19 protein-coding genes and 1 tRNA gene are annotated in these 20452 nt (G+C 63.1%); 9 read left to right on the top strand and 11 right to left on the bottom strand.

The window, feature by feature from the left end; genetic code table 11:
- The first annotated feature begins 371 nt into the window (after positions 1-371).
- Positions 372-905 (top strand): YidH family protein, encoded by a 534-nt coding sequence (locus tag ACR64R_RS14170; RefSeq protein WP_487362231.1) that lies wholly within the window; start codon positions 372-374, stop codon positions 903-905.
- Between the two features lie 231 nt (positions 906-1136).
- On the opposite strand, the gene ACR64R_RS14175 is transcribed toward ACR64R_RS14170, so the two are convergent.
- Positions 1137-2284 (bottom strand): IS3 family transposase gene (locus ACR64R_RS14175; RefSeq protein WP_487357776.1). Its coding sequence is split into 2 segments (ribosomal slippage): positions 1137-2035 and positions 2035-2284, totalling 1149 coding nucleotides; the frame shifts between segments, so codons are not numbered across the junction.
- 566 nt (positions 2285-2850) lie between these two features.
- Here ACR64R_RS14175 and ACR64R_RS14180 point away from each other — a divergent pair.
- Both ACR64R_RS14180 and ACR64R_RS14185 read left to right on the top strand, forming a co-directional pair.
- Positions 2851-4560: an arylsulfatase gene (locus ACR64R_RS14180; protein ID WP_487362232.1), complete on the top strand. Its 1710-nt coding sequence runs from the start codon at positions 2851-2853 to the stop codon at positions 4558-4560.
- A gap of 20 nt (positions 4561-4580) precedes the next feature.
- The gene (locus tag ACR64R_RS14185; RefSeq protein ID WP_487362233.1) at positions 4581-5306 is read left to right on the top strand and encodes a hypothetical protein; all 726 of its coding nucleotides are present in this window, start codon (positions 4581-4583) and stop codon (positions 5304-5306) included.
- Positions 5307-5670: 364 nt separating this feature from the next.
- Here the strand turns inward: ACR64R_RS14185 and ACR64R_RS14190 are convergent.
- Positions 5671-5746 (bottom strand) — tRNA-Ile (locus ACR64R_RS14190).
- A 225-nt stretch (positions 5747-5971) separates the two neighbouring features.
- Here ACR64R_RS14190 and ACR64R_RS14195 point away from each other — a divergent pair.
- Complete coding sequence (locus tag ACR64R_RS14195; RefSeq protein WP_487362234.1) at positions 5972-6679, top strand: SIMPL domain-containing protein; 708 nt, start codon at positions 5972-5974, stop codon at positions 6677-6679.
- Positions 6680-6824: 145 nt separating this feature from the next.
- Here ACR64R_RS14195 and ACR64R_RS14200 read toward each other — a convergent pair whose 3' ends face one another.
- Together ACR64R_RS14200 and ACR64R_RS14205 are read right to left on the bottom strand one after the other, a co-directional pair.
- The gene (locus ACR64R_RS14200; protein WP_487362235.1) at positions 6825-7181 is read right to left on the bottom strand and encodes a hypothetical protein; all 357 of its coding nucleotides are present in this window, start codon (positions 7179-7181) and stop codon (positions 6825-6827) included.
- A 393-nt stretch (positions 7182-7574) separates the two neighbouring features.
- Positions 7575-8021 (bottom strand): YcgN family cysteine cluster protein, encoded by a 447-nt coding sequence (locus ACR64R_RS14205; protein ID WP_487362441.1) that lies wholly within the window; start codon positions 8019-8021, stop codon positions 7575-7577.
- Positions 8022-8951: 930 nt separating this feature from the next.
- On the opposite strand from ACR64R_RS14205, the gene ACR64R_RS14210 reads away from it, so the two are divergent.
- Together ACR64R_RS14210 and ACR64R_RS14215 are read left to right on the top strand one after the other, a co-directional pair.
- Positions 8952-10499, top strand: a complete 1548-nt coding sequence (locus ACR64R_RS14210; RefSeq protein ID WP_487362236.1) for an OmpA family protein — start codon at positions 8952-8954, stop codon at positions 10497-10499.
- A gap of 407 nt (positions 10500-10906) precedes the next feature.
- Positions 10907-11425 (top strand): TIGR00645 family protein, encoded by a 519-nt coding sequence (locus tag ACR64R_RS14215; RefSeq protein WP_487362237.1) that lies wholly within the window; start codon positions 10907-10909, stop codon positions 11423-11425.
- A gap of 12 nt (positions 11426-11437) precedes the next feature.
- On the opposite strand, the gene ACR64R_RS14220 is transcribed toward ACR64R_RS14215, so the two are convergent.
- The 3 genes from ACR64R_RS14220 to ACR64R_RS14230 form a co-directional block, all read right to left on the bottom strand.
- Positions 11438-12304, bottom strand: coding sequence for an SDR family oxidoreductase (locus tag ACR64R_RS14220; RefSeq protein WP_487362238.1), 867 nt, complete (start codon positions 12302-12304; stop codon positions 11438-11440).
- 261 nt (positions 12305-12565) lie between these two features.
- Positions 12566-13204: a response regulator transcription factor gene (locus tag ACR64R_RS14225; protein WP_487362239.1), complete on the bottom strand. Its 639-nt coding sequence runs from the start codon at positions 13202-13204 to the stop codon at positions 12566-12568.
- Positions 13205-13211: 7 nt separating this feature from the next.
- Positions 13212-14087 (bottom strand): S1C family serine protease, encoded by an 876-nt coding sequence (locus tag ACR64R_RS14230; protein WP_487362240.1) that lies wholly within the window; start codon positions 14085-14087, stop codon positions 13212-13214.
- Positions 14088-14256: 169 nt separating this feature from the next.
- On the opposite strand from ACR64R_RS14230, the gene ACR64R_RS14235 reads away from it, so the two are divergent.
- The gene (locus ACR64R_RS14235; RefSeq protein WP_487362241.1) at positions 14257-15204 is read left to right on the top strand and encodes a S1C family serine protease; all 948 of its coding nucleotides are present in this window, start codon (positions 14257-14259) and stop codon (positions 15202-15204) included.
- Positions 15205-15219: 15 nt separating this feature from the next.
- Here the strand turns inward: ACR64R_RS14235 and ACR64R_RS14240 are convergent, their stop codons facing one another.
- Entirely contained in the window at positions 15220-15645 is a 426-nt protein-coding gene (locus ACR64R_RS14240; RefSeq protein WP_487362242.1) for a VOC family protein, read from the bottom strand.
- Positions 15646-15711: 66 nt separating this feature from the next.
- Between ACR64R_RS14240 and ACR64R_RS14245 the strand changes: the two genes are divergently transcribed.
- A complete protein-coding gene (locus ACR64R_RS14245; RefSeq protein WP_487362243.1) occupies positions 15712-16338 on the top strand; it encodes a TetR/AcrR family transcriptional regulator in 627 nt (208 codons plus the stop codon).
- Here the strand turns inward: ACR64R_RS14245 and ACR64R_RS14250 are convergent.
- Positions 16280-17227 carry a LysR family transcriptional regulator gene (locus tag ACR64R_RS14250; RefSeq protein WP_487362244.1) on the bottom strand — a complete coding sequence of 316 codons (948 nt, stop codon included), beginning with the start codon at positions 17225-17227 and terminating at the stop codon, positions 16280-16282. The genes ACR64R_RS14245 and ACR64R_RS14250 overlap by 59 nt on opposite strands.
- 115 nt (positions 17228-17342) lie before the next feature.
- On the opposite strand from ACR64R_RS14250, the gene ACR64R_RS14255 reads away from it, so the two are divergent.
- Positions 17343-17984, top strand: coding sequence for an FMN-dependent NADH-azoreductase (locus ACR64R_RS14255; protein WP_487362245.1), 642 nt, complete (start codon positions 17343-17345; stop codon positions 17982-17984).
- A gap of 93 nt (positions 17985-18077) precedes the next feature.
- On the opposite strand, the gene ACR64R_RS14260 is transcribed toward ACR64R_RS14255, so the two are convergent.
- Both ACR64R_RS14260 and ACR64R_RS14265 read right to left on the bottom strand, forming a co-directional pair.
- Positions 18078-19253 carry an ROK family transcriptional regulator gene (locus ACR64R_RS14260; RefSeq protein WP_487362246.1) on the bottom strand — a complete coding sequence of 392 codons (1176 nt, stop codon included), beginning with the start codon at positions 19251-19253 and terminating at the stop codon, positions 18078-18080.
- A 155-nt stretch (positions 19254-19408) separates the two neighbouring features.
- Positions 19409-20428, bottom strand: coding sequence for an SIS domain-containing protein (locus ACR64R_RS14265; protein ID WP_487362247.1), 1020 nt, complete (start codon positions 20426-20428; stop codon positions 19409-19411).
- Between the last annotated feature and the right edge of the window lie 24 nt (positions 20429-20452).

Below are 20452 nucleotides of genomic sequence, written 5' to 3' on the forward strand. Positions count from 1 at the left end.
TTCTCTGGTAATAGGTTGCGCCGCAGTGCCAGACAATGGTTCCGTTTACGGTAACCTTGGCGCAACCGGCGGGAAGTGTTCTCACGTAAACATTCGTTCTGCGGATTGTTCGCCTTGTAGTTCGCCGTACGACGCCCGCAGCGCCTCTGCGTGCAACCGGCCGGCGTACCACCGCCAGCGCCTCGGATGACACCGATCGCCCGGTCACGAAAGAAAACGGATCAACTTGGACAAAAGTTGCCAAAGCTAATGCCAAGACTACGCAGTTGCGGAGAGTAAATTCTCATTATTATTTTCTCCTTCGTCGAATGGCATGACGACATCGCGTCGCCCGATCGAAACCCCAAAAGACCACACTAGATTGCTGACAGATGCCGATGCACCGCTTTGATTCAAATCAATGCCATGCGGAGAGGCTCATCTCTATGGTCGCAATTAAAGAGGACCTGAATAGGAACACCACGGCAATGCCCCGAAGCAATCCCGCGCCGAGCAGGTTCGCAGTTAAAGTCACGGCGGACAGCCATTTCGCTTGGCTGCGCACGCGCGCAAGCCTTGAGCGCACGCTGATGTCTTGCATCCGAACCGCGATCTCGTCGATCGGCTTTGGCTTCACCATCGTGCAGTTCTTCGACAGGTTGCAACAGTTCTCCGGGGCCAAGCCCGCGGTCTTCTCGGATGCTCCATGGTATGTCGGGCTGGCGCTTATCTTCTGTGGCGTTCTCGCGCTTGTTGTCTCGCTTTGGCAGTACCGGCTGGGCGTTCGCTATCTATGGAGTGACAGTTTCTTGCCTCTGGCAGGCACCACCAACGAGGGCATGCAATCCTCGGCGGTTGCGGTCGCGCTCGTCCTGATCGCCGTCGGGACGCTTGCCTTCCTGGCCGTGCTGTTTCGTCTCACCTAGGCAACTGGGCCACGTTGCTCGCCATGCGGCCATGGTATCGGGCTTGCCCCCCAGCTCCGGACGAGAGCTGATGGGCGGCCACTTTGGCATTGCGCTCTGTTCGCGCCGTTAGAAGAGGCCCACTCAGATGGATCAAGAGACTCTCGGCTACCACCTCCTCGCCAAACCGACCGGCGCCACTTGCAATCTGGATTGCAAGCGTGGCCTGCTGCCGGTTTTTCGGACACCAGATTAAGCTAACATAGCTTGCTCCTCGAACTCGACAGGGCTCATATAGCCCAACGTCGAGTGCCTTCGCCGAGGGTTGTAGAAGCGCTCGATGTAATCGAACACGTCCGCCCTGGCGTCATCTCTCGTCCTGTAGACCTTGCGGGCTGTCCGCTCGGTTTTCAGCGACGAGAAGAAGCTCTCCATTGCTGCATTGTCCCAGACGTTGCCCGAACGGCTCATCGAGCAGGTGATGCCGTGGTCGGCCATCAGGCGCTGGAACTGCTCGCTGGTGTATTGGCTGCCCTGGTCGCTGTGGTGTAGCAGGCTGTCCGGCCTGCCTCTGCGCCAGATCGCCATGATCAGGGCGTCGGTGACGAGTTGCGCCGTCATCTCCGCCTTCATCGCCCAGCCGACGACGCGCCTGGAGAACAGGTCGACGACGGCGGCAACGTAAAGCCACCCTTCAGCGGTCCAGATGTAGGTGAAGTCGGCGATCCACTTCTGGTTCGGGGCCAATGCCTCGAAGGCGCGGTCAAGGAGATTGTCCGACACTGCCGCTCGCTCGCCCATGTCCTTCGGCAGTCCGCGGCGCCGAGGCCGGGCCCGCAGACCGTTCACCCGCATGAGCCTCTCGACGCGATGCAAGCCACAGGAGAGACCCTCGGCCAGCACGTCATGCCAGACGCGTCTAGCGCCATAGGTTCGGTCGCTGCTCTTGAAGCTCCGGTCGATCGCCGTCACCAACACTTCATCGTGCCGGGAGCGGGAACTGGGACTGCGATTAAGCCAGGCATGGAAGCCCGAACGGGAGACATCCAGCGCGTCGCACAGCCATGCCACCGGCCAGATGTTCCGGTGCCTCGCGATGAAAGCGAACCTCATGTCACTTCCCTCGCGAAGTAGGCTGCGGCCTTTTTTAGGATGTCGCGCTCCGCCTTCAGCTTCGCCACTTCCTTGCGCAGCCGGTCAATCTCGAGCTGCTCCGGCTTCATCTGCCCGTGGCCGGGAAACGCATGCTGCGGATCCGTCGACAGATCGCGCACCCATTTGCGCAGCACGTTCTCGTGGACATCGAGGTCGCGGGCAGCCTGGGCCACCGCAACGCCCCGATCCTTGATCAATCTCACCGCCTCAAGCTTGAACTCGCGGCTGAACTTCCTTCTTTGCATTCCCACTCTCCAGTTCCGTCAAACACCTTATCTCGGTGTCCACGAAACCGGCAGCAGGCCAGCGCGCACAAACTCGAATTGGATGGCGCACGATGTCATCGCTGATTAAAGCTGTCGTGCCCGCCGGCCTTATCTTCAAATGGCTGTCGTCGGGACCGAACTAACTCTACGAGACTTCGAAGGCATTGCCGCGCTCGTGCCTATTGTTGCGGTGGCGCCCTTAAGCCAGTGGCTCGCGCGTGTAATTGTTACCCTGGCACTTATTAACGCATTTGCGCCATCGCCGATTGCCGCCGCCGGCCCTGAACCTCCCAGCGATCCCCTCGCCCCGGCGAGCGCCGGCCAGATCCGACCGAGACCGTACTGACGCCAGAGCATACGTGATGCTACGCGCGCTACCACCAAGCCTGCCATAAACCTCCTCACAGACGCCTGTCGGATCTTGGTCAGCGAGTTCCAAACTCCCGCTGCCAAAACGGTCTAGGCAAGCAGCAAGGCGGCTGCCCAGGAGCGCGTCGGCCCAAGTTGGAAAGATAGACCTTCCGTCGTCAAATGGAGACAGGGATATGACTGAGATCGACAAGAAAAACCGCTTCGACCTGCCGATGCGGAACACTTCGCGGCCAGGCCTGATCACATATGACGCAAAGGATCCTGACACCAAGTTGCCTCCCATCCAGCAACTGCGTCCTCCGAAGGGTGCGCCCAACGTATTGATCATTCTGATCGATGATGCGGGATTCGGCTCGTCCAGCGCATTCGGAGGTCCCTGTCACACGCCGACGGCCGAAAAATTGGCTGCGGCTGGGCTGAAGTATAACCGCTTCCACACGACGGCGCTGTGCTCGCCGACACGCCAGGCGCTCTTGACTGGCCGCAACCACCATTCTGCCGGCATGGGCGGGATCACAGAGATCGCCACCGGCGCTCCAGGCTACTGCTCGATCCTTCCCAACTCCATGTCGCCATTGGCCAAGACGCTCAAACTCAACGGCTACAGCACGGCGCAGTTTGGCAAATGCCATGAGGTGCCGGTCTGGCAGACGAGTCCGGTCGGTCCCTTTGATGCATGGCCCACTGGCGGTGGGGGGTTCGAATACTTCTACGGCTTCATCGGAGGCGAGGCGAGCCAATGGTATCCGTCGCTCTATGAAGGCACCAGGCCGGTTGAGCCCGACAAGACTCCCGAAGAGGGCTATCACCTTGTGGAAGACATGACCAGCAAGGCCATGAACTGGATTTCCCAACAGAAGGCGCTCGCGCCCGATAAGCCGTTCTTCGTCTATTTCGCTCCTGGGGCGACTCATGCCCCCCACCATGTGCCGAAGGAGTGGGCCGACAAGTACAAAGGCAAGTTCGATCAGGGTTGGGACAAGCTCCGCGAGGAAACTCTTGCCCGCCAGAAGAAGCTGGGAGTCGTTCCGGCTGATTGCCCGCTCACGCCGCGCCACGCCGAGATACCGGCGTGGGACGAGATGCCTGAAGATTTCAAGCCGTTTCTTCGTCGCGAAGCAGAGGTCTACGCAGGGTTCATGGAATTCACCGACCACCATGTCGGCCGCATGCTGGACGGTTTGAAAAAGCTGGGCATCTTCGAAGACACGCTCATCTACTACATTATCGGCGACAATGGCGCCTCGGCGGAGGGCTCGATCAACGGCTGCTTCAACGAGATGAGCTATTTCAATGGCTTGCAGTCATTCGAGACGCCGGAATATCTATCGGGCCGACTCGACAAGCTCGGCGGCCCTGACTCCTACAATCATTATGCCGTGGGCTGGGCCCATGCGATGAATACCCCCTACCAATGGACCAAGCAGGTCGCCTCGCACTGGGGCGGAACGCGCAACGGCACGATCGTTTCCTGGCCGAAGGGAATCAAGGCCAAGGGCGAAATCAGGTCTCAATTCAGTCATGTCATCGACGTGGCGCCGACAATCCTCGAAGCTGCTGGCATCCCTGAACCGACATCGGTCGACGGCATCCAGCAGGATGCGATCGAGGGTACCAGCATGCTGTACTCCTTTGACGATGCAAAGGCCGCCGAGCGGCACGAGACGCAGTATTTCGAAATGTTCGGCAACCGCGGCATCTATCACAAGGGCTGGTCCGCTGTAACGCATCACAAGACACCGTGGGGTTCGCTGAACGCGCAGCTTCCTGCCTTCGATGACGATGTCTGGGAACTCTACGATACCAGCAAGGACTGGAGTCAATCGAGGATCTCTCCAAGCAGAACCCGCAAAAGCTGCATGAGCTACAGCGCCTCTGGCTGATCGAGGCGACACGGTACAAAGTGCTGCCGCTGGACGACAGAATGATGGAAAAAATGAACCCGGACACAGCGGGACGTCCGGTATTGATCAAGGGTAACCACCAATTGCTCTTCAGTGGGATGGGGAGATTATCCGAAAATTGCGTTCTCAATCTTAAAAACAAATCACACACCGTTACTGCCGATATAGTCGTCCCGGAGAAAGGAGCTGAAGGGGTCATCATCTCACAGGGCGCCAACATTGGTGGATGGAGCTTGTTCGCTAAGGACGGCAAGCTGAAATATTGCTACAACTGGGGCGGCTTCAAGCAGTTCATCGTCAGTTCCGAAAAGCCGATCCCGGCCGGCGAGCGTCAGGTTCGCATGGAGTTCGCCTATGCCGGCGGCGGCTTGGGAAAAGGAGGCAAGACGACGCTTTTCGTCGACGGCCAGAAGGCCGGCGAAGGAGATATCGGAGCCACGTTGGCGATCGTCTTCTCCGCTGATGATGGTTGTGACGTCGGCGAAGACAGCGGCGCGGCGGTTTGTTCGAATACAAGCCAGGCGATAATCGCTTCAATGGCACGATCAAGGGCGTCCTGCTCTCGATCGCGGACGATCCGGCCAATTCGGATCATCTGGTGTCGGCGGAAGATGCTGTCCGCGTGGCCCTGGCGCGTCAGTAGGGGGACCTTCTCGTTGGCGGCGCGGGCTCCGTCCCTCGCCGCCCACTCGCGCGCTATCGAGGTTGGCACGGCCGCCAGCTAAATTCACAATGGAGATCATCTGATCGTCAACGGTCGGAAGACGTGGAGAAGCGCTTCGTCGTAATAGGCATGCACAATTGAAACCCGTCACTTAATCCTACCTTGCCTCCCCGCCATTTGGCAGCACAGTTTCCAACTTCACGCCGGCGCCCTCCATGCCCAACAGTCACAACAGGTTGGAAATGCCAAACGCATCCGGAACAGCGATGTTCTGGCTCATCGGTCGTCAGGGCTCGCATTGGCTGCATTCGAGTCGCTGAGCTGTTCATGACAAAAACGGCGACAGCCGCGTAACAATGGGGCCCACAATGGCCCCCTAAACGTTCTGGGCCGAGTCGCAAATTTTACAGTTAAATCAATGGTTATGGTGGGCCCGGAGGGACTCGAACCCCCAACCAAGCGGTTATGAGCCGCCGGCTCTAACCATTGAGCTACAGGCCCCACGCACGCTGGCTTAGTGTTTTTCGCTCGCTCGCACAAGACTTTCGAAAGCGCTGGCGGGGACCGTCAAAATCAGCCCATATTCGGTGCGTAGAGCGGCATGCGCCCACAAGGCGCGTGAACAGGTCCAAGCCCATGCGCAGCATCGCAGGGAATCGTCACCTTCGCGGGGTCGAGTGAGATGCGGCACGGGTCCCGCGGACCGCAGACTTCGAGGGAGTTTTCATGACCAGACATCTTTTGCCCATCGCGCTCGCGGCCTCGGTCGCGTTCCCGGCGCTGGCAAGCGCCGCCGACACCCAGCCCCCGCCCCGCATCATCGTATCCGGCGAAGGCGAAGCGACCGTGGCGCCCGACATGGCTATCCTTTCGCTTAGTGTCATGCGCGAGGCCAAGAGCGCGCGCGAAGCGCTCGATGCCAACAACGATGCCATGGCGGCGGTGATCGCGGCGATGAAATCTGCCGGCGTCGCCGAGCGCGACCTGCAGACCGCGGGTATCCAGATCAATCCGCGCTACAACTACACCAACAAGGCCGACGGCAGCCAGGAAGCCGAGCTCGTTGCCTACCAGGTGACCAACACGCTGTCAGTGCGCGTGCGCGATATCGAGAAGACCGGCGAGATCCTCGACAAGGCGGTTTCGCTCGGCGTCAACCAGGGTGGCGCGATCGCCTTCACCAATGACGATCCGAAGGCGACGATTACCGAAGCGCGCAAGAAAGCGGTCGCCGACGCGTTGGCCAAGGCAAAGACGCTCGCCGAAGCAGCCGGCGTCAGCCTGGGAAAGGTGCTCGAGATCACCGACCAGAATATTGCACCGGTGCCAATGCCGATGGCCGCCAAGTCGTTTGATGCCCGTTCGGCCGTGCCTGTCCAGGCCGGCGAGAATTCCTACAACGTCCAGGTCACGGTTACCTTCGAGCTGAAGTGACACCCGGTCGATAGCCGGACCAGCAACAAAAACCCCGGAGGGACAAGTCCTCCGGGGTTTTTTCGTGCCGCGCGCTTCGGATGGTTCAAGGGGCTCAGCTACTTATAGCCTGTCCTCGCAAAGGATCGTCCTTTCAGCTCCTGTCTCAGCGATAGATGATCGGGCAGCCGCGCTCGTTGGCGAACACCACCACGACGCGATCGCCATATTGGCGGCCGACCACCTTCACGGTGCGGCGGCTCATGTCGACGATGCGGGCGCGATTCAGGCCCATGCGCTCGGCCTTGTCGAGGGCGCGCTCCGGCGAGCAACCCCGCCAATCGCGATCACGGCGCCAGTCGCGGCGGTAGTAGCCGTCATCGTCGCCCGTGTAGACGCCAAAGCGCGGATCATGGTTGTTGCCGAAACCGAGATAGAGGCTGTCGGCATGCGCCGGAATCGCGGCAAGCGTGCCGAGCCCGACAAGAGCCGAAAGGGCTGCCGTCTTGATCGCGTTGAACATGGTCTTCTCTCCTTGCTGTGGGCTTTCGCCCGTAGAACCGATGACTGGAGAATGCCCGTTCGAGCCTGAATTTTCCGCGAACTGGCCGTTCATGTCCGGTTCATATAGGCGCGAACCCGCCAGGGTTCGTCGCAACCGCAAAGCGCCACCCAAGCGCGAACCCGCCAGGGTTCGTCGCCACCGCCAAGGCGCCCCCCAAGCGCGAACCCGCCAGGGTTCGTCGCCACCGCCAAGGCGCCCCCCAAGCGCGAACCCGCCAGGGTTCGTGGCCCTCAGGGCTTAAGCGCGAGACCGCCAGGGTTCGCCGCCCGCAGTGCATAAAGGCGAACCGTCACGGTTCGTCCTTAAAGGCGGACGCTTCAGCGTTCGTCATCAATCTGCGTTGCGAACCTCTTACGGTTCCTCGTCAAGTATATAATCAAAATAGTCGTCCGGCTCGGCGAGGTCGGTTTCCTTGGCCTTCACCCGGCCCCGGATTGATATGCCGGCCTCATGCACCGTCTCCGCGCTTCCCGAAACAAGTCGGTGCCACCAATAAAGATCGCGGCCCTCGGCGATCAGCCGGTAGGCGCAGGTCTTTGGCAGCCAGGTGATGGTGCGCACGTTCTGCGGCGTCAGCCCGACGCAATCGGGCACCCGCTCGAGGCGGTTGGCATAGTCGGAGCAGCGGCAGTGTTCAGCGTCGAACAGGCGGCATCCGACGCTCGTCCAGAAAATATCGCCCGTATCCTCGTCCTCGAGCTTCGACAGGCAGCATTTGCCGCAGCCGTCGCAAAGCGATTCCCACTCGGATGGGGTCATCGCCTCAAGCGTCTTGGTTTTCCAGAAGGGAGCAGTCATCCCGGTGGATTTGGCCCTCCGGGGCCTTCTGGTCAAGCGCTGCTGTCGCGGTGGCTCGGTATCAACATTAGAAAACCACGAAATTGCCTTCAAAACGCCAGCCAGGCATCCTTGGTTGCCGCCAATGCCTGATGGAACAAATTGCGGTCGACGAAAGTTTGGGCAGGGATGGGACCCCACTAGGAGAAAATTGATATGAAACGCCAACCACGGATCTTGGCGGGCACGGCAATCGGCCTGCTCATGGCATCCGCGCCGTTGGGCGCGTACCCGCTGCAGCCAAGTGTTGCTTTCGGCAGCCTGCACGGAGCACCGATCGTCCTGGCTCAAGCCGCCTGCGCCGAAGGCCAGTCGGCCGAGGAATGCGCCCAAGGTGGCCAACAGGGGGGCGAACAGCCGCGCAAAAAGAAGCGCGACCAGCAGCAGCAAAGCGAATCGGCGCCGGCAACCGAACAAGCCGCGCCTGCCGAGAGCGAGCAGAAGCCCCGCAAGAAGCGGCAAGAGCAGCAGCAGATGGATAATGGCCAGTCGGGGGAAGCTGCCCCGGCCGATCAGCAGGTCAAGCCGCGCAAGAAGCGTGACCAGCAGCAGCAGATCGAGGCAGCGCCCGCCGACCAGGGCGGCCAGCCGGTGATCAACGAGCAGCCCATCAAGCCGCGCAAGAAGCGCGATCAACAGCAGCAGATCGAGGCAGCGCCCGCCGACCAGGGCGGCCAGCCAGTGACCAACGAGCAGCCCATCAAACCGCGCAAGAAGCGCGATCAACAGCAGCAGATCGAGGCAGCGCCGGCTGAACAGCCCGCGAAGCAGGTCGCACCTGCCGCAAACGACCAGCAACAGGGTGACCAGCAGCAAGGCAACCAAGGCCGCAAGAAGCGTAAGCACGATCAGCAGCAGAGCGAACCCGCCGGGCAGGCCGGCGAGCCGGCTGTGCCGACGGAACAGTCCGCTCCTGCCAATGACAACCAGCAGGGCGGCAACCAGTTAAAGAAGAAGCACAAGCAGAACCAGCAGGGCGAGACCGCCCCGGCCGAGCAGACACAGACCAACGAGCCGGCCAAGAAGCTGGTGCCGGCGGGCGAATCCGTGCCGCAAGTCCAGCCGCTGCAAAATGGCGAGCAGCCGACTGAGGGCCAACAGACCCAGGACAAGAAGAAGCGCGACAAGAAACCGGTTTCCGAACAGCCGGCAAACGGCGAGAAGCCTGCGGCCGGCGAGCAGCAACCGGTCACCGGCAATCAGCCGGCGAACAACAACCAACCTGCCAATGGCGGCAATGCCGCACAGGGCGAAACCGCCAACCCGAACGAGGCACCTGTTCTGGACAGCCAGAAAGATACGTTCCGCAAACGTCGCGGCGGCCAGAACGGCGGGGCCCAGAACGAAAATGGCCAGGCTGGCAATGGTCAAGGCGCCAATCAGGCCGGACAGCAGCAGGGTGGCGCAGAGACGCCGAAGCCGGCTCCGATCGATCAGGGCCCGCCGCCAACTGACGACAAGGCGGCGCAGCAGGCGATCAAGCCCGAGAAGATCATTCCGGTGGACCAGGAGAAGGGCAAGCGGATCGACATGACGCCGGAGCAGGTCGTTCGTGAACGCCGTCGCCCGCAGGGCGCGGATGTCGTGAAGCAGTTCGGCGACCGCGTGATCCTGCAGTTCAACAACCAGACGTTCGTGGAGAGCAACGAGGCGCCTCGCATCACCCGCGGCGCCAAGGATGTCTACTACGAGGATTTGTCGGGCGGCCGCACCCGCGAGACGGTCGAGCGCGGCAACGGCGTCCGCGTCGTCACCATCCGCAACCGCTACGGCGATGTCATCCAGCGCTCACGCATCATGCCGGATGGCCAAGTATATATCCTCAGCTATGTCGACGAGCGGCAGTACCAGGATGGCGGCGACTGGCGCGATCCCGGCGACGACCTGCCGCCGATGCGGCTCACCATCCCGCGGCGCGACTACATCTTGAATTCCGAGGACGTCGAAAGCGACGACGACTACTACACCTTCCTCGAGCAGCCGCCTGTGGAAAGGGTGCAGCGTCTCTACTCGATAGACGAGGTGAAGCGGTCGGCCCGTGTGCGCGACATCGCCCGGCGTATCGATCTGGACACGCTGAACTTCGACTTCGGCTCGGCAACGATCTCCGACACCGAGGTGCAAAAGCTCGATGGCGTCGCCAACGCCATGGAAAAACTGCTCAAGAAGAACCCGGCAGAGACCTTCCTGATCGAAGGGCACACCGACGCCGTCGGCACGCCGGAGGCTAATCTCGCTCTGTCGGACCGTCGCGCCGAGGCGGTTGCCGAGGCGTTGACCAATGCCTTCGGCATACCGGCCGAGAACCTGACCACCCAGGGCTATGGCGAGGAATATCTCAAGGTGAACACGCCCGGCCCGAACCGGGAGAACCGGCGTGTCGCCATCCGCCGCATCACCTCGTTGGTGGCGCCGGTGGCGAGCAACAGCGAGCAGTGATCGGTCCATGTCGCCCAAAAGCGTCCAGCGATTTGGGATAACGGCATGCGCTAAGATACAGACCTAAACCGCGTCGCGCTGAATCAGCCTCAGCGCGACGCGTTTAGCCTTTGATTTCAAGTTTCTGCCCGGATTTTCGGAATCACCGCGCAAAATCGCGGCCCGACCGCTTCGACGGACCTTCCTTCCTGGCCGGCTCAAGAAGAATTGTCCTGATTGGCAGGCTCTGCTCATTGAATCGCCGCATTGCGGCACCCAGATTCTGGACAGGGCGTTCCCTGCCCTGTCCCGACTCCAGCGGGACACACTGAGCCCCGCCGGATCCCCTCTCCGGCGGGGCTTTTTGTCTTGAAAACCATCCTCATCCAGACGAAATACGGCCTGAAGAATTTTGGCCGGAGCCCCTCATGAAGCGTCTCGAACTCGCCATCGAATCCGTCATCCTGGCGTCGCGCTGGCTGCTGGTCGCCTTTTATCTCGGGCTCGGCGTGGCGCTGGCGATCTACGCGCTGTCTTTCGGCAAGAAGCTCTATGAGTTCGTCATGAGCGCCTTCACGCTCGGCGACACGGATACGATCCTGAAGATGCTGGGTCTGATCGACGCGGCACTTGTCGCCTCGCTGGTGGTGATGGTGATCATTTCGGGCTACGAGAATTTCGTCAGCCGCTTCGACGAGCAGGACGGCGAGGTCCATTGGTTGGGCACCATCGATGTCGGCTCACTGAAGGTCAAGGTCGCATCAACCATCGTGGCCATCTCCTCCATCCACCTTTTGCAGGTGTTCCTGAATTCCGTATCCTACACGACCGACCAGCTGATGTGGCTGACGATCATCCACCTCGCCTTCGTCGTCTCGGCGCTGATGCTGGCCTATATCGACCGGGTCATGGCGCTGGCCAAGGACAAGAAGGCCGAGACGGATTGAGGCGCCGCTCCGTCAGTAGATCCTTTTGACTTTCGTCTGCGAATTCGCAAACACCTCGTCAGGGACGAAAAAGTCGCCCGCGAGCTGATCGGCCGCGCCCGGCGCGTATACCGAAAAGTCCGTCATGCCTTCGGCGCGCAGCACCTCTTCGTCGATGTAGAAATTGCCGGTCGCCTCACGCGACGGGCGCAGGAAGATCGCATGCGCAGCATCCGCCATGATGTCGGGCGAGCGGCTCATCGCAGCCACTGTCGCGCCGCCGAGAAGATTGCGCACCGCGGCCGTGTCGATGGTCGAGATCGGCCACAGCGAGTTCACCGCGATGCCGTCCTTGGCGAACTCCGCGCTCATACCCAAGGTGCACATCGACATGCCGAACTTGGCCATCGTGTAAGCGACATGGTTCTTGAACCACTTGGCCTTCATGTCGAGCGGCGGCGCCAGATTCAGGATGTGAGGGTTCTTTGCCAACTTCAAGTGCGGAATGCACATTTTGGAGACCAGGAACGTGCCGCGCGTGTTGATCTGGTGCATCAGATCGTAGCGTTTCATGTCGGTCTCGAGTGTGCCGGTGAGTTGGATGGCGCTGGCATTGTTGACGCAGATGTCGATGCCGCCGAACCGTTCCACCGTCTTGGCCACCGCATCGGCGACCTGTGCCTCGTCGCGAATGTCGCAAAGCACAGGCAGCGCCTTGCCGCCCGCCTGCTCGATCTCCCCGGCCGCGGTGTAGATGGTGCCCGGCAGCTTCGGGTGCGGCTCGGCGGTCTTGGCCGCGATGGTCACATTGGCGCCGTCGCGCGCCGCCCGCAGCGCGATCGCAAGCCCTATGCCGCGCGATCCGCCCGAGATGAACAGCGTCTTTCCGTTGAGCGACATCTTTCGCCTCCCGCCTCGATGTGGAGGCAAATTGCGCGGCGCACGGCCGCGGCGCAAGAGCCCAAAGCGGTCGAAACGTTTACGTTGCGTACTGTAGGAAACTTTGGAGGCACCGGAGGAGGTCATTTGAGATTCAGGTCAGGCCGAGTCGAGAATGGTGACTTCCGAAAACCGGAGCGGAGCGTGCTTGAAGTATGTGAGCACCGGAAGCGCAGGAAGCCAGCATTCGCAGGTCGGCATCACCTGAATATCAAGTGACCCTTAGACCAGCACCAGCCCCTGCCGCATCGCAATCGCGATCGCATCGGTGCGGTTCGCGGCGCCAAGCTTGATCAGGATGGCAGCGACGTGGAACTTCGCCGTGTGCACGGAAATGTTTAGCCGCCGGGCAATGACCTTGTTAGGCGCACCCTCGGCCAAGAGCGCCAGCACCTCCGCCTCGCGCGGCGACAAGGCCGGGCGAGGCTGGTTGTCGTCAGGCGACTCTTCGCCGGCAAGCTCGTCATCGTGGAAATCGCCATGCACGATCTCTGGCGGCGCCGCCTTGCCGACGCGGTAGCCCGAGGCCGCCAATCGCGCCGCAGCGGCGATCAGCAGGTCGTCGGCGGAAGCAGGCAGCACGGCGAGCACATTGTCCGCCTGCCCGCTGCCCGCTCGCCACGAAAGCAGAACGACGGGCGTGGCCGAACTGACGACCTCCAGGCCGGCCTCATCGGCGATGGCGACATCCGCCATCTGGCCGAGGCCGCTTCCGGCCAAAGCCGGCGCAAGATCGTCGATCTCGGCCAGCGCATCGGCAAGCTGCTCGGCGTGCTGGGCATCGGCGAGCGCGACAAGCACCGTCAGCCGGTGATTTGCCGGCTCCGGTCTCGCAGTTCTTTGTGCCGCGCTGCTCGCCATTGCCGTCTCAGCTCAGCGGCTTTTCGCCGATGGTGATCGAAACGTCGCGCTGCGCTCCACCGCTCGAGATACTGAGCGTCACGGTGGTGCCGGCGCTGTCCGGCCCGAGCTTGCGGATAAGCTCGCGCGGCCCATGCACGGCCTCGCCGTTCCAGGCCACGACTATGTCGCCGACATGCAGCCCGGCGGCCTTGGCCGGGCCGCTATCGTCCAGGCTCATCACCATGGCGCCTTTTGTGTCGCCGTTGCGGATCGGGTGCAGCCCGGCGCCGAGATAGCCGCGCGCGACATGGCCCTTTTCGCGCAGCGTCGCGACAGCGCGCTCGATCGTCTCGTAGGGCATCACCAGCGCGCGCCGGCGCGGCCCGAACAGGAGCATGCCGATCAAACTGCCCTTGGCGTCGAGCACCGGCCCGCCCTCGAATCGCCCGCCGGTGTTGATGGCAAGGTTGATACGCCGGTCGATTGTGCCGCCGCGCATCGAGCGCCAGGCCGGCCCGACCTCGCCGACCGTGCCGAACACCGCAAGCGCGGCGCCGTCACTGTTACCGGCTGCGATTGCCAGATTGCCGGGCCGCACGGCATTGGCCTGAGCCAGCTGCGGCAAGCCGGCAGCGCTGGAAGCCGGCTTCAGCAACGCAACGCCCGTCGAAGGATCGCGGCCGACAAGCTCAGCCTTCACGGCTTCCCCCGAGGCCAGCGTCAATTCGACCTCCTCACCGGCCTCAACCGCTTCCTCGGCGGTGACGAAGAAGCCATCGCGCCAGTGGAAAGCGCTCGCGGTGCGGTGATGATGCGTGACGAAACTCGCCACCGCCGGGGCAGCGGCCGCCGCGACATCAGCGATCGCGTCGGAAAAGGCACTGAGGTTGAAGTCGCTCATAAGACTGTCTCCTGGGTTCGGTGACCCAGATATCGCTCCGTAACGCCTTCAGGGGTACTCGCCTGACGGCTAGTCGCCGGCCGGACTGGCCATATGGTCAGGTCGCGGCAATCGCGACCGCTCCGCACATATAGTCATCATTTCCGCAAGATCATACGGGAGCCCGCCGATGGCCATCGCCGCCGAAAAACGTCCATCTGACGACGCTCTGCTCGATTCGTATTCGTCAAGTGTCGCCGACGCAGTCGACCGCATCGGCCCGGCGGTCTGCCGCATCGAGCGCATTGGCGCCGCCGGCCATGGCTCCGGGTTCGTGATCGCGCAGGACGGGCTGGTCGTCACCAATTTCCATGTCGTCGGCGATGCGCGCGCCGTGCGCGTGACGATGCCGGACGGCGCTTCGCGCGAAGGCCACGTGCTTGGCCGCGACCCCGACACAGACATCGCGCTTGTGCGCGCCGACGGCAATTTCGGCGATATCGCGCCGCTCGGCGATTCCAAACGTCTGCGCCGCGGCCAGATCGCGATCGCCATCGGCAACCCGCTCGGCTTCGAATGGACCGTCACCGCCGGCGTCGTCTCAGCGCTCGGCCGCTCGATGCGCGCCTCGACCGGGCGCCTGATCGACGACGTCATCCAGACCGATGCCGCGCTCAATCCCGGCAATTCGGGCGGGCCGCTGGTGTCGTCAGCGGGCGAAGTGATTGGCGTCAACACAGCCATGATCCATGGCGCGCAGGGCATCGCCTTCGCGGTCGCCTCCAACACCGCCAACTTCGTCATCTCCGAGATCATCCGCTTCGGCCGTGTCCGGCGCGCCTTCATCGGCGTTTCCGCCGATACCACAAACCTGCCGCGCCGGGCGGCGCTCCTGTCGCAGGTGACCACGAACACGGCGGTGCGCCTGCGCAGCGTCGAGAAGAACGGTCCGGCGGCCAAGGCCGGGCTAAAGGAGGGAGACATCATCGCGGCAATAGACGCCCGGCCAGTGACAGGGGTCGACGACCTTGTGCGCATGCTCGATGCCGAACGTATCGGCCGCGAGACGCTCTGCACCGTCGTGCGCCGCACCGGCGTCAGCCAGGTGACGGTGACGCCGGTGGCGCGGACGAATTGAGAGCTGTCGGGCGGCCTATGTTCCGGCCGCTCCTTCGGCGTATTGCGCCAGGAATTCTTCGCTTGGCGGGATCGGCTTGATGACATCGATCAGCACGCCATTGGGGTCCCTGGTGATGAAATGGCGCTGGCCGAAAGGTTCGTCGCGCAAGCTGCGCAGGATCGGCAGGCCGGCGGCGACGACGCGGTCATAGATGGTATCAGGATCGCGGACCTCGAAATTGATCAGCAGGCCGGATGCACGCCCCCGCCCCTCTTGCGGTATCGTCTCATGGTCGCCCTGGACGATGCCCAGATTGACGCGACTGTCCTCGTCTGACTGCAGGTGTACATACCAGCCGCTCTCGAAGAGCGGCTTGAAGCGGAAATGCTCAACGTAAAAGGCCGCCGTGCCCGGGACATCATCCGTCATCAGCACCGGATAATAGCTTGTCGTCTTCATCTTTCCTTCTCCTCTCATCCAACATACAGTCTGCATGTAAGTGCAAATAACATACAGGCTGCATGTATGCAACAGGAGTCCGGACGCCGCTCCAACCGCGACCGCACCGAGGCGACGCGCGCCGATCTGATCCGCGCCGCGCGAAAGCTGTTCACGGAAAAATCCTATGCCGAGACCGGCACGCCGGAGATCGTCGCCGCGGCCGGCGTCACGCGCGGCGCGCTCTACCACCACTTCGCCGACAAGCAGGCGCTGTTCGCGGCGGTCGTCGAGCAGGAGGCGGCTGCGGTGGCGGCGGAGATCGACCATGCCTCCCCGCCCTCGCTGTCCGCGCGCGAGGCGCTGATCGCTGGATCGGACGCCTATCTGGCCGCAATGCGGGCGCCCGGCCGCACACGGCTTCTGCTGCTCGACGGACCCGCGGTGCTCGGGCGCGCCGCCATGGACGAGATCGACAACCGCCACGGCAACCGCTCGCTGCGCGAAGGCCTGGTCGCCGCGATGCGGGCGCAAGCGATGACCAGATTGCCGGCCGAGGCACTGACCGCCCTGCTGGCGGCCGCCTTCGACCGGGCGGCTCTTGCCATCGAGGCGGGCGCGTCCGGCGCGGATTACCGCGCGGTGCTGATCGCGCTCATGGACGGCTTGTCTCCGGCCCCTCCTCCGTCCACACGCCCGGCTCCATCTCGTTGAAGCAGCCAAGCTGCCGCTTGAACTCGTCGATCAGCCAGGATGCCGCGGGTTTCGGACTGCGGTCGGCCCTGTGCATGGCATAGAGCGGCGAGCGCACCTCGCGATAGGGCTCCAGGTCGAGTTCGACCAGCCGGCCGCTGGCGAGATCATCGGCGATCAGCCAGCGCGGCAGGCCGCCCCAGCCGAGGCCTTCGCGCATCAGCGCATGCTTGGTGCGCACATCCGTCAATCGCCAGGTCCGATAGGCAAACACGCCATAGTCGCGCCCGCGCGTCCGCTCCGACTGGTCGGAGACGACGAGCTGGATGTGCTCGCGCAGGTCTTCGACGGCAACCGGTTTCGGCAGTTTGGCCAGGGGGTGGTCGGGCGCCGCCGCGGGCACCATCGATGTGAAGCCGATGCGCAGCAGAGTGACGTCGGCATCGCCTTGCAGTCCGCCAAAGCCGAGATCCGATTGGCCGTTGACGACCTGGTCGACGATCAGGCCGAGCGAGCCGATGTACAGTCGCAGCGCCACCGCGGGGAACTGGGCCTCGAAGGCCTTGAGCACGCGCACCAGTGCGGGCGAAGGCAGCGCCACGTCCACCGACACCGCTACCTCCGCTTCAAGCCCTTGCCGGTAGCCGTCGGCGCGCGAGCGGATGCGTTGCAGGACGCCGATCATTCGCCGCGCGTCCTCGAGCATCGCCTTGCCGACATCGGTGAGCTGCGGCTCGCGCACGCCTTCGCGGTCGAATAACTTCAGCCCGAGCTGTGCTTCCAGATTGGCAATGCCGTAGCTCACCACCGACTGCGCCCGGTTGAGCTTGCGCCCTGCGGCCGAAAAGCTGCCGGTATCGGCCACCGCCACCAGGATTTGGAGCTGGTCCAAGGTCGGGTTCGGCTGCACGTCCTACCTATCCATTTTGTTGATGGATCGTATATTTATTATACCAGTTATCCTGATATGGCAACAAACCCATATTGGCGGGGAAAGTTTCATTCCAACCCCAAGGGATACCGCCATGTCCATTCTCCTCGTTACCTCGAGCCCTCGCGGCGCCGCTTCGCACTCGACCCGCGTGGCCACCGATCTCGCCCGCAAGCTCGTTGCCGCTGACCCATCCAACACGCTTGTCGTGCGCGATCTCGTTGCCAACCCGCTGCCGCATATCGACCCTGATTACGCCACGGGCATCTACACGCCGGCCGAAGCCCGTACGGCGCGCCAAGCAGAAGTCGTCGGCGTTTCCGACGCCGTGCTCGAAGAGCTTTTTGCCGCCGACACCGTGATCCTCGCCACCGGCTTCATCAACTTCAACATCTCCTCGACGTTGAAGTCGTGGGTCGACCACGTCGCCCGCTCGGGCAAGACCTTTGCTTACGGCGAAAACGGGCCGAAAGGCCTCGTCCAGGGCAAGAAGGTCTATATCGTGCTTGCTTCCGGCGGCATCTATTCGGAAGGCGCCGCGGTGCAGATGGACCATGCGGTTCCGTATCTCCGCACCGTGCTTGGCTTTCTCGGCATGACTGATGTTGAGGTCATCCGTGTAGAGGGCGTCGGCATGGGCGCTGACGCCGTCACCGCCGCGCTTGCCAAGGCCACCGCGAAAGTCAATGCGATCGCTGCCGCCACGAATGCGGAACAGATCGCCGTAGCGGCCTGATCGCCGACGCCGGAAATGAACGAGGTAGGCGCCCGCCAGCGCCTGCCTCTTTTTGCGTTTCGCTCCCTTGGATTTCGCCCCGACAATCGGCTGCTACAGCGGCGGCAGCACCACGGCCGGATGGCGGTCCTCGCGCAGGATCAGCCCAAGGCTGTAATCCAGCGCCAGCTTCATGGCGCCGAGCGCTGTGCCAACGTCTTCCAGCGTGCTGACGGCGATCGGCGTCGGCCAGGCCAGTTCGCCGGCAACACGCTCGACCTCGGCCGTCATCAGCGTATTGCGCCCGACGCCGCCGCCAAGCACGATCAGCCCCGGATCGAGCATGCCGATGCAGCCGGCCGCGAGCCGGCCGATGTCGGCGGCATGACGCGACACCGCCTCGGCAGCCGGACGCGACCCGGCCAGCGCCAGCGCGAACAATTCCTTGGCCGAGTTCGGCGGCGTTCCTTCTTCCGCCGGCCAGGACTGCCGGCTGCGCTCGACCAGCGCGCGGGAGCCCAGATAGTGCTCTAGCCCTTCGCGGAAAGGCACTTCGCTGGCCGACCATGGAAAGGGCATGCGGCCGACTTCGCCGGCAGCACCGCCCGCGCCGCGAAACAGCCGGCCTTCATTGATGAGACCGAGACCGACCCGCACGCCGACCTGCAGGAAGGCAAAGGTCCGGTGGCCCTGCGCCGCGCCAAAATGCATTTCGCCGATCGCCGCGCAATTGACGTTGTTCTCCAGGATGATCGGCACGTCGATCTTGCGGCGAAGAGTGTGGAGCACGGCGTCCGGGCCGTTGCCCAGGCCATTGCCGAGGCGGCTTTGCGAGACGATGCGCGGCACCGCGACAGCCATGCTGCGCAGGATCCGGAAAGTCTTGCCGACCTTTGCCGGGATTGACTTGGCGACCGACAGGACAACCGCGCCGATCTCATCGGTGGTCGCCCCTTCCGGGATGCTCTCCTCCACCGTCGCCAGGGGCTGGGCATCCATCGAATAGGCGACGGCGCGCACCTGCGCGGCGCCGACATCGATGCCGATCACATAGCCGGCGCCGGGACCGATGCCATAGATGGTGGCGGTCCGCCCGATGGCGCCGCGCTCCGTCCCGCGCGACGCGACGAGGCCGAGCGCACTGAGCTCGGAAACAGCGGCCGACATGGTCGGCTTGGAGAGTTCCAGCATCGAGCCGAGCTTCGGCCGCGTCACCGGCCCTTGCGAGGCCAGCAGGCGCAGCACGGCGCGGGCGCTTTCCGTCAGGTTGGGGATTTCGGATGGAGCCATCTGCGACGCTTGTTCCGCCTTCATCCTCTCGGCGCTCGGCCGGCTGCGGCGGATCGCATATCACGAATCAACCGCGACAATTGCCATTGTGATGCGTTTCGGCGCATTGCGCGAATACCCTGGTGAGTGGGGGGCACCCGACGGCCGAGAGAAAGCTAAAGCTCCGTCGGCGACCAGGGCTTCAGCTTGGTGTCGGTCTGCCGGTAGCGGAAGGTGATGTCGGTGAGGCCGGCCGCATCCTGCATGTCTGCGACGATCATCTGCAGCGCGATGATCTCAAGGATGCCGTCCGCCATCGCATTGCCCACCGCCGAGATGGCGATCACAGCGAGCCTTTCAGTGGCGACGATGTCGGTCCGTCGCGTGATCAGCACCGAGGGGCAGCCGAAGCCGGCGACGTCCTGCGCGATTTTGACCTCGCGGTCCACGCCGAAGGCGATCAGGCCAGTGGCCGCGTCCTGCGATTCCATCGGGCCATGCAGATAGTTCAGCGTGTCCCAGCCGGAGGCGGGAACCCGGACCGCCTCGCGGATCAGCATCGACGCTTCGCCCGCATTGGCAAAGCCGATGCCGGCCCCTACAATATCGATTGCGCCCCGACCAGCCAGCAGCCTTGCCGCTTGGACGGTGCCCTCCCACCCATTGGCCAGCAGACGCTCGACCGCCGGGGGGAGTTGCGCCCAGTCGAAGGAACCGCCGGCGATCCTGTCGACCAACATGCCAAGCGCGAGCAGGGTCCCGGTATAGCCGGTCGAACTTGCGCCGTTGTCGGCGCCCGATCCCATCGCGATCACCGCGCCGGTGATGTCGGCCAACGGATTGTCGGCACCGCGGCAGATGGCAAGACGCGGATAGGCTTTCGCCTCCAGCATCACGTCGGCAATCTCCCGGCTCTGGCCGGAGGCCGACAGAGCGACAAAGGCATCCGCCGCCGCATCCGTCCGGCCATAGAGTTCGGTCGGCACGAAGGCGGAAGCCCGCCTGCCGGACTGGCGCAGATAGAACGCGCCGGCAAGCGCCGCCTGGTAGCTGGCGCCGATGCCGGCGAAGCCGATCGTGCCCTCGGCAAAACCCGACAGGTCCAAAGTGTCGAGCGCCCGCGCCACGGCCTGCCTGCCGACTTCCAGGCTTTCGGCCTGGCGTGACACCGCCGGGCGGTAACCGACACGCTTCATCTTCGATACTCCATCAACATCGGC

It is taken from the genome of Mesorhizobium sp. MC2-1-1 (genome assembly GCF_057597255.1).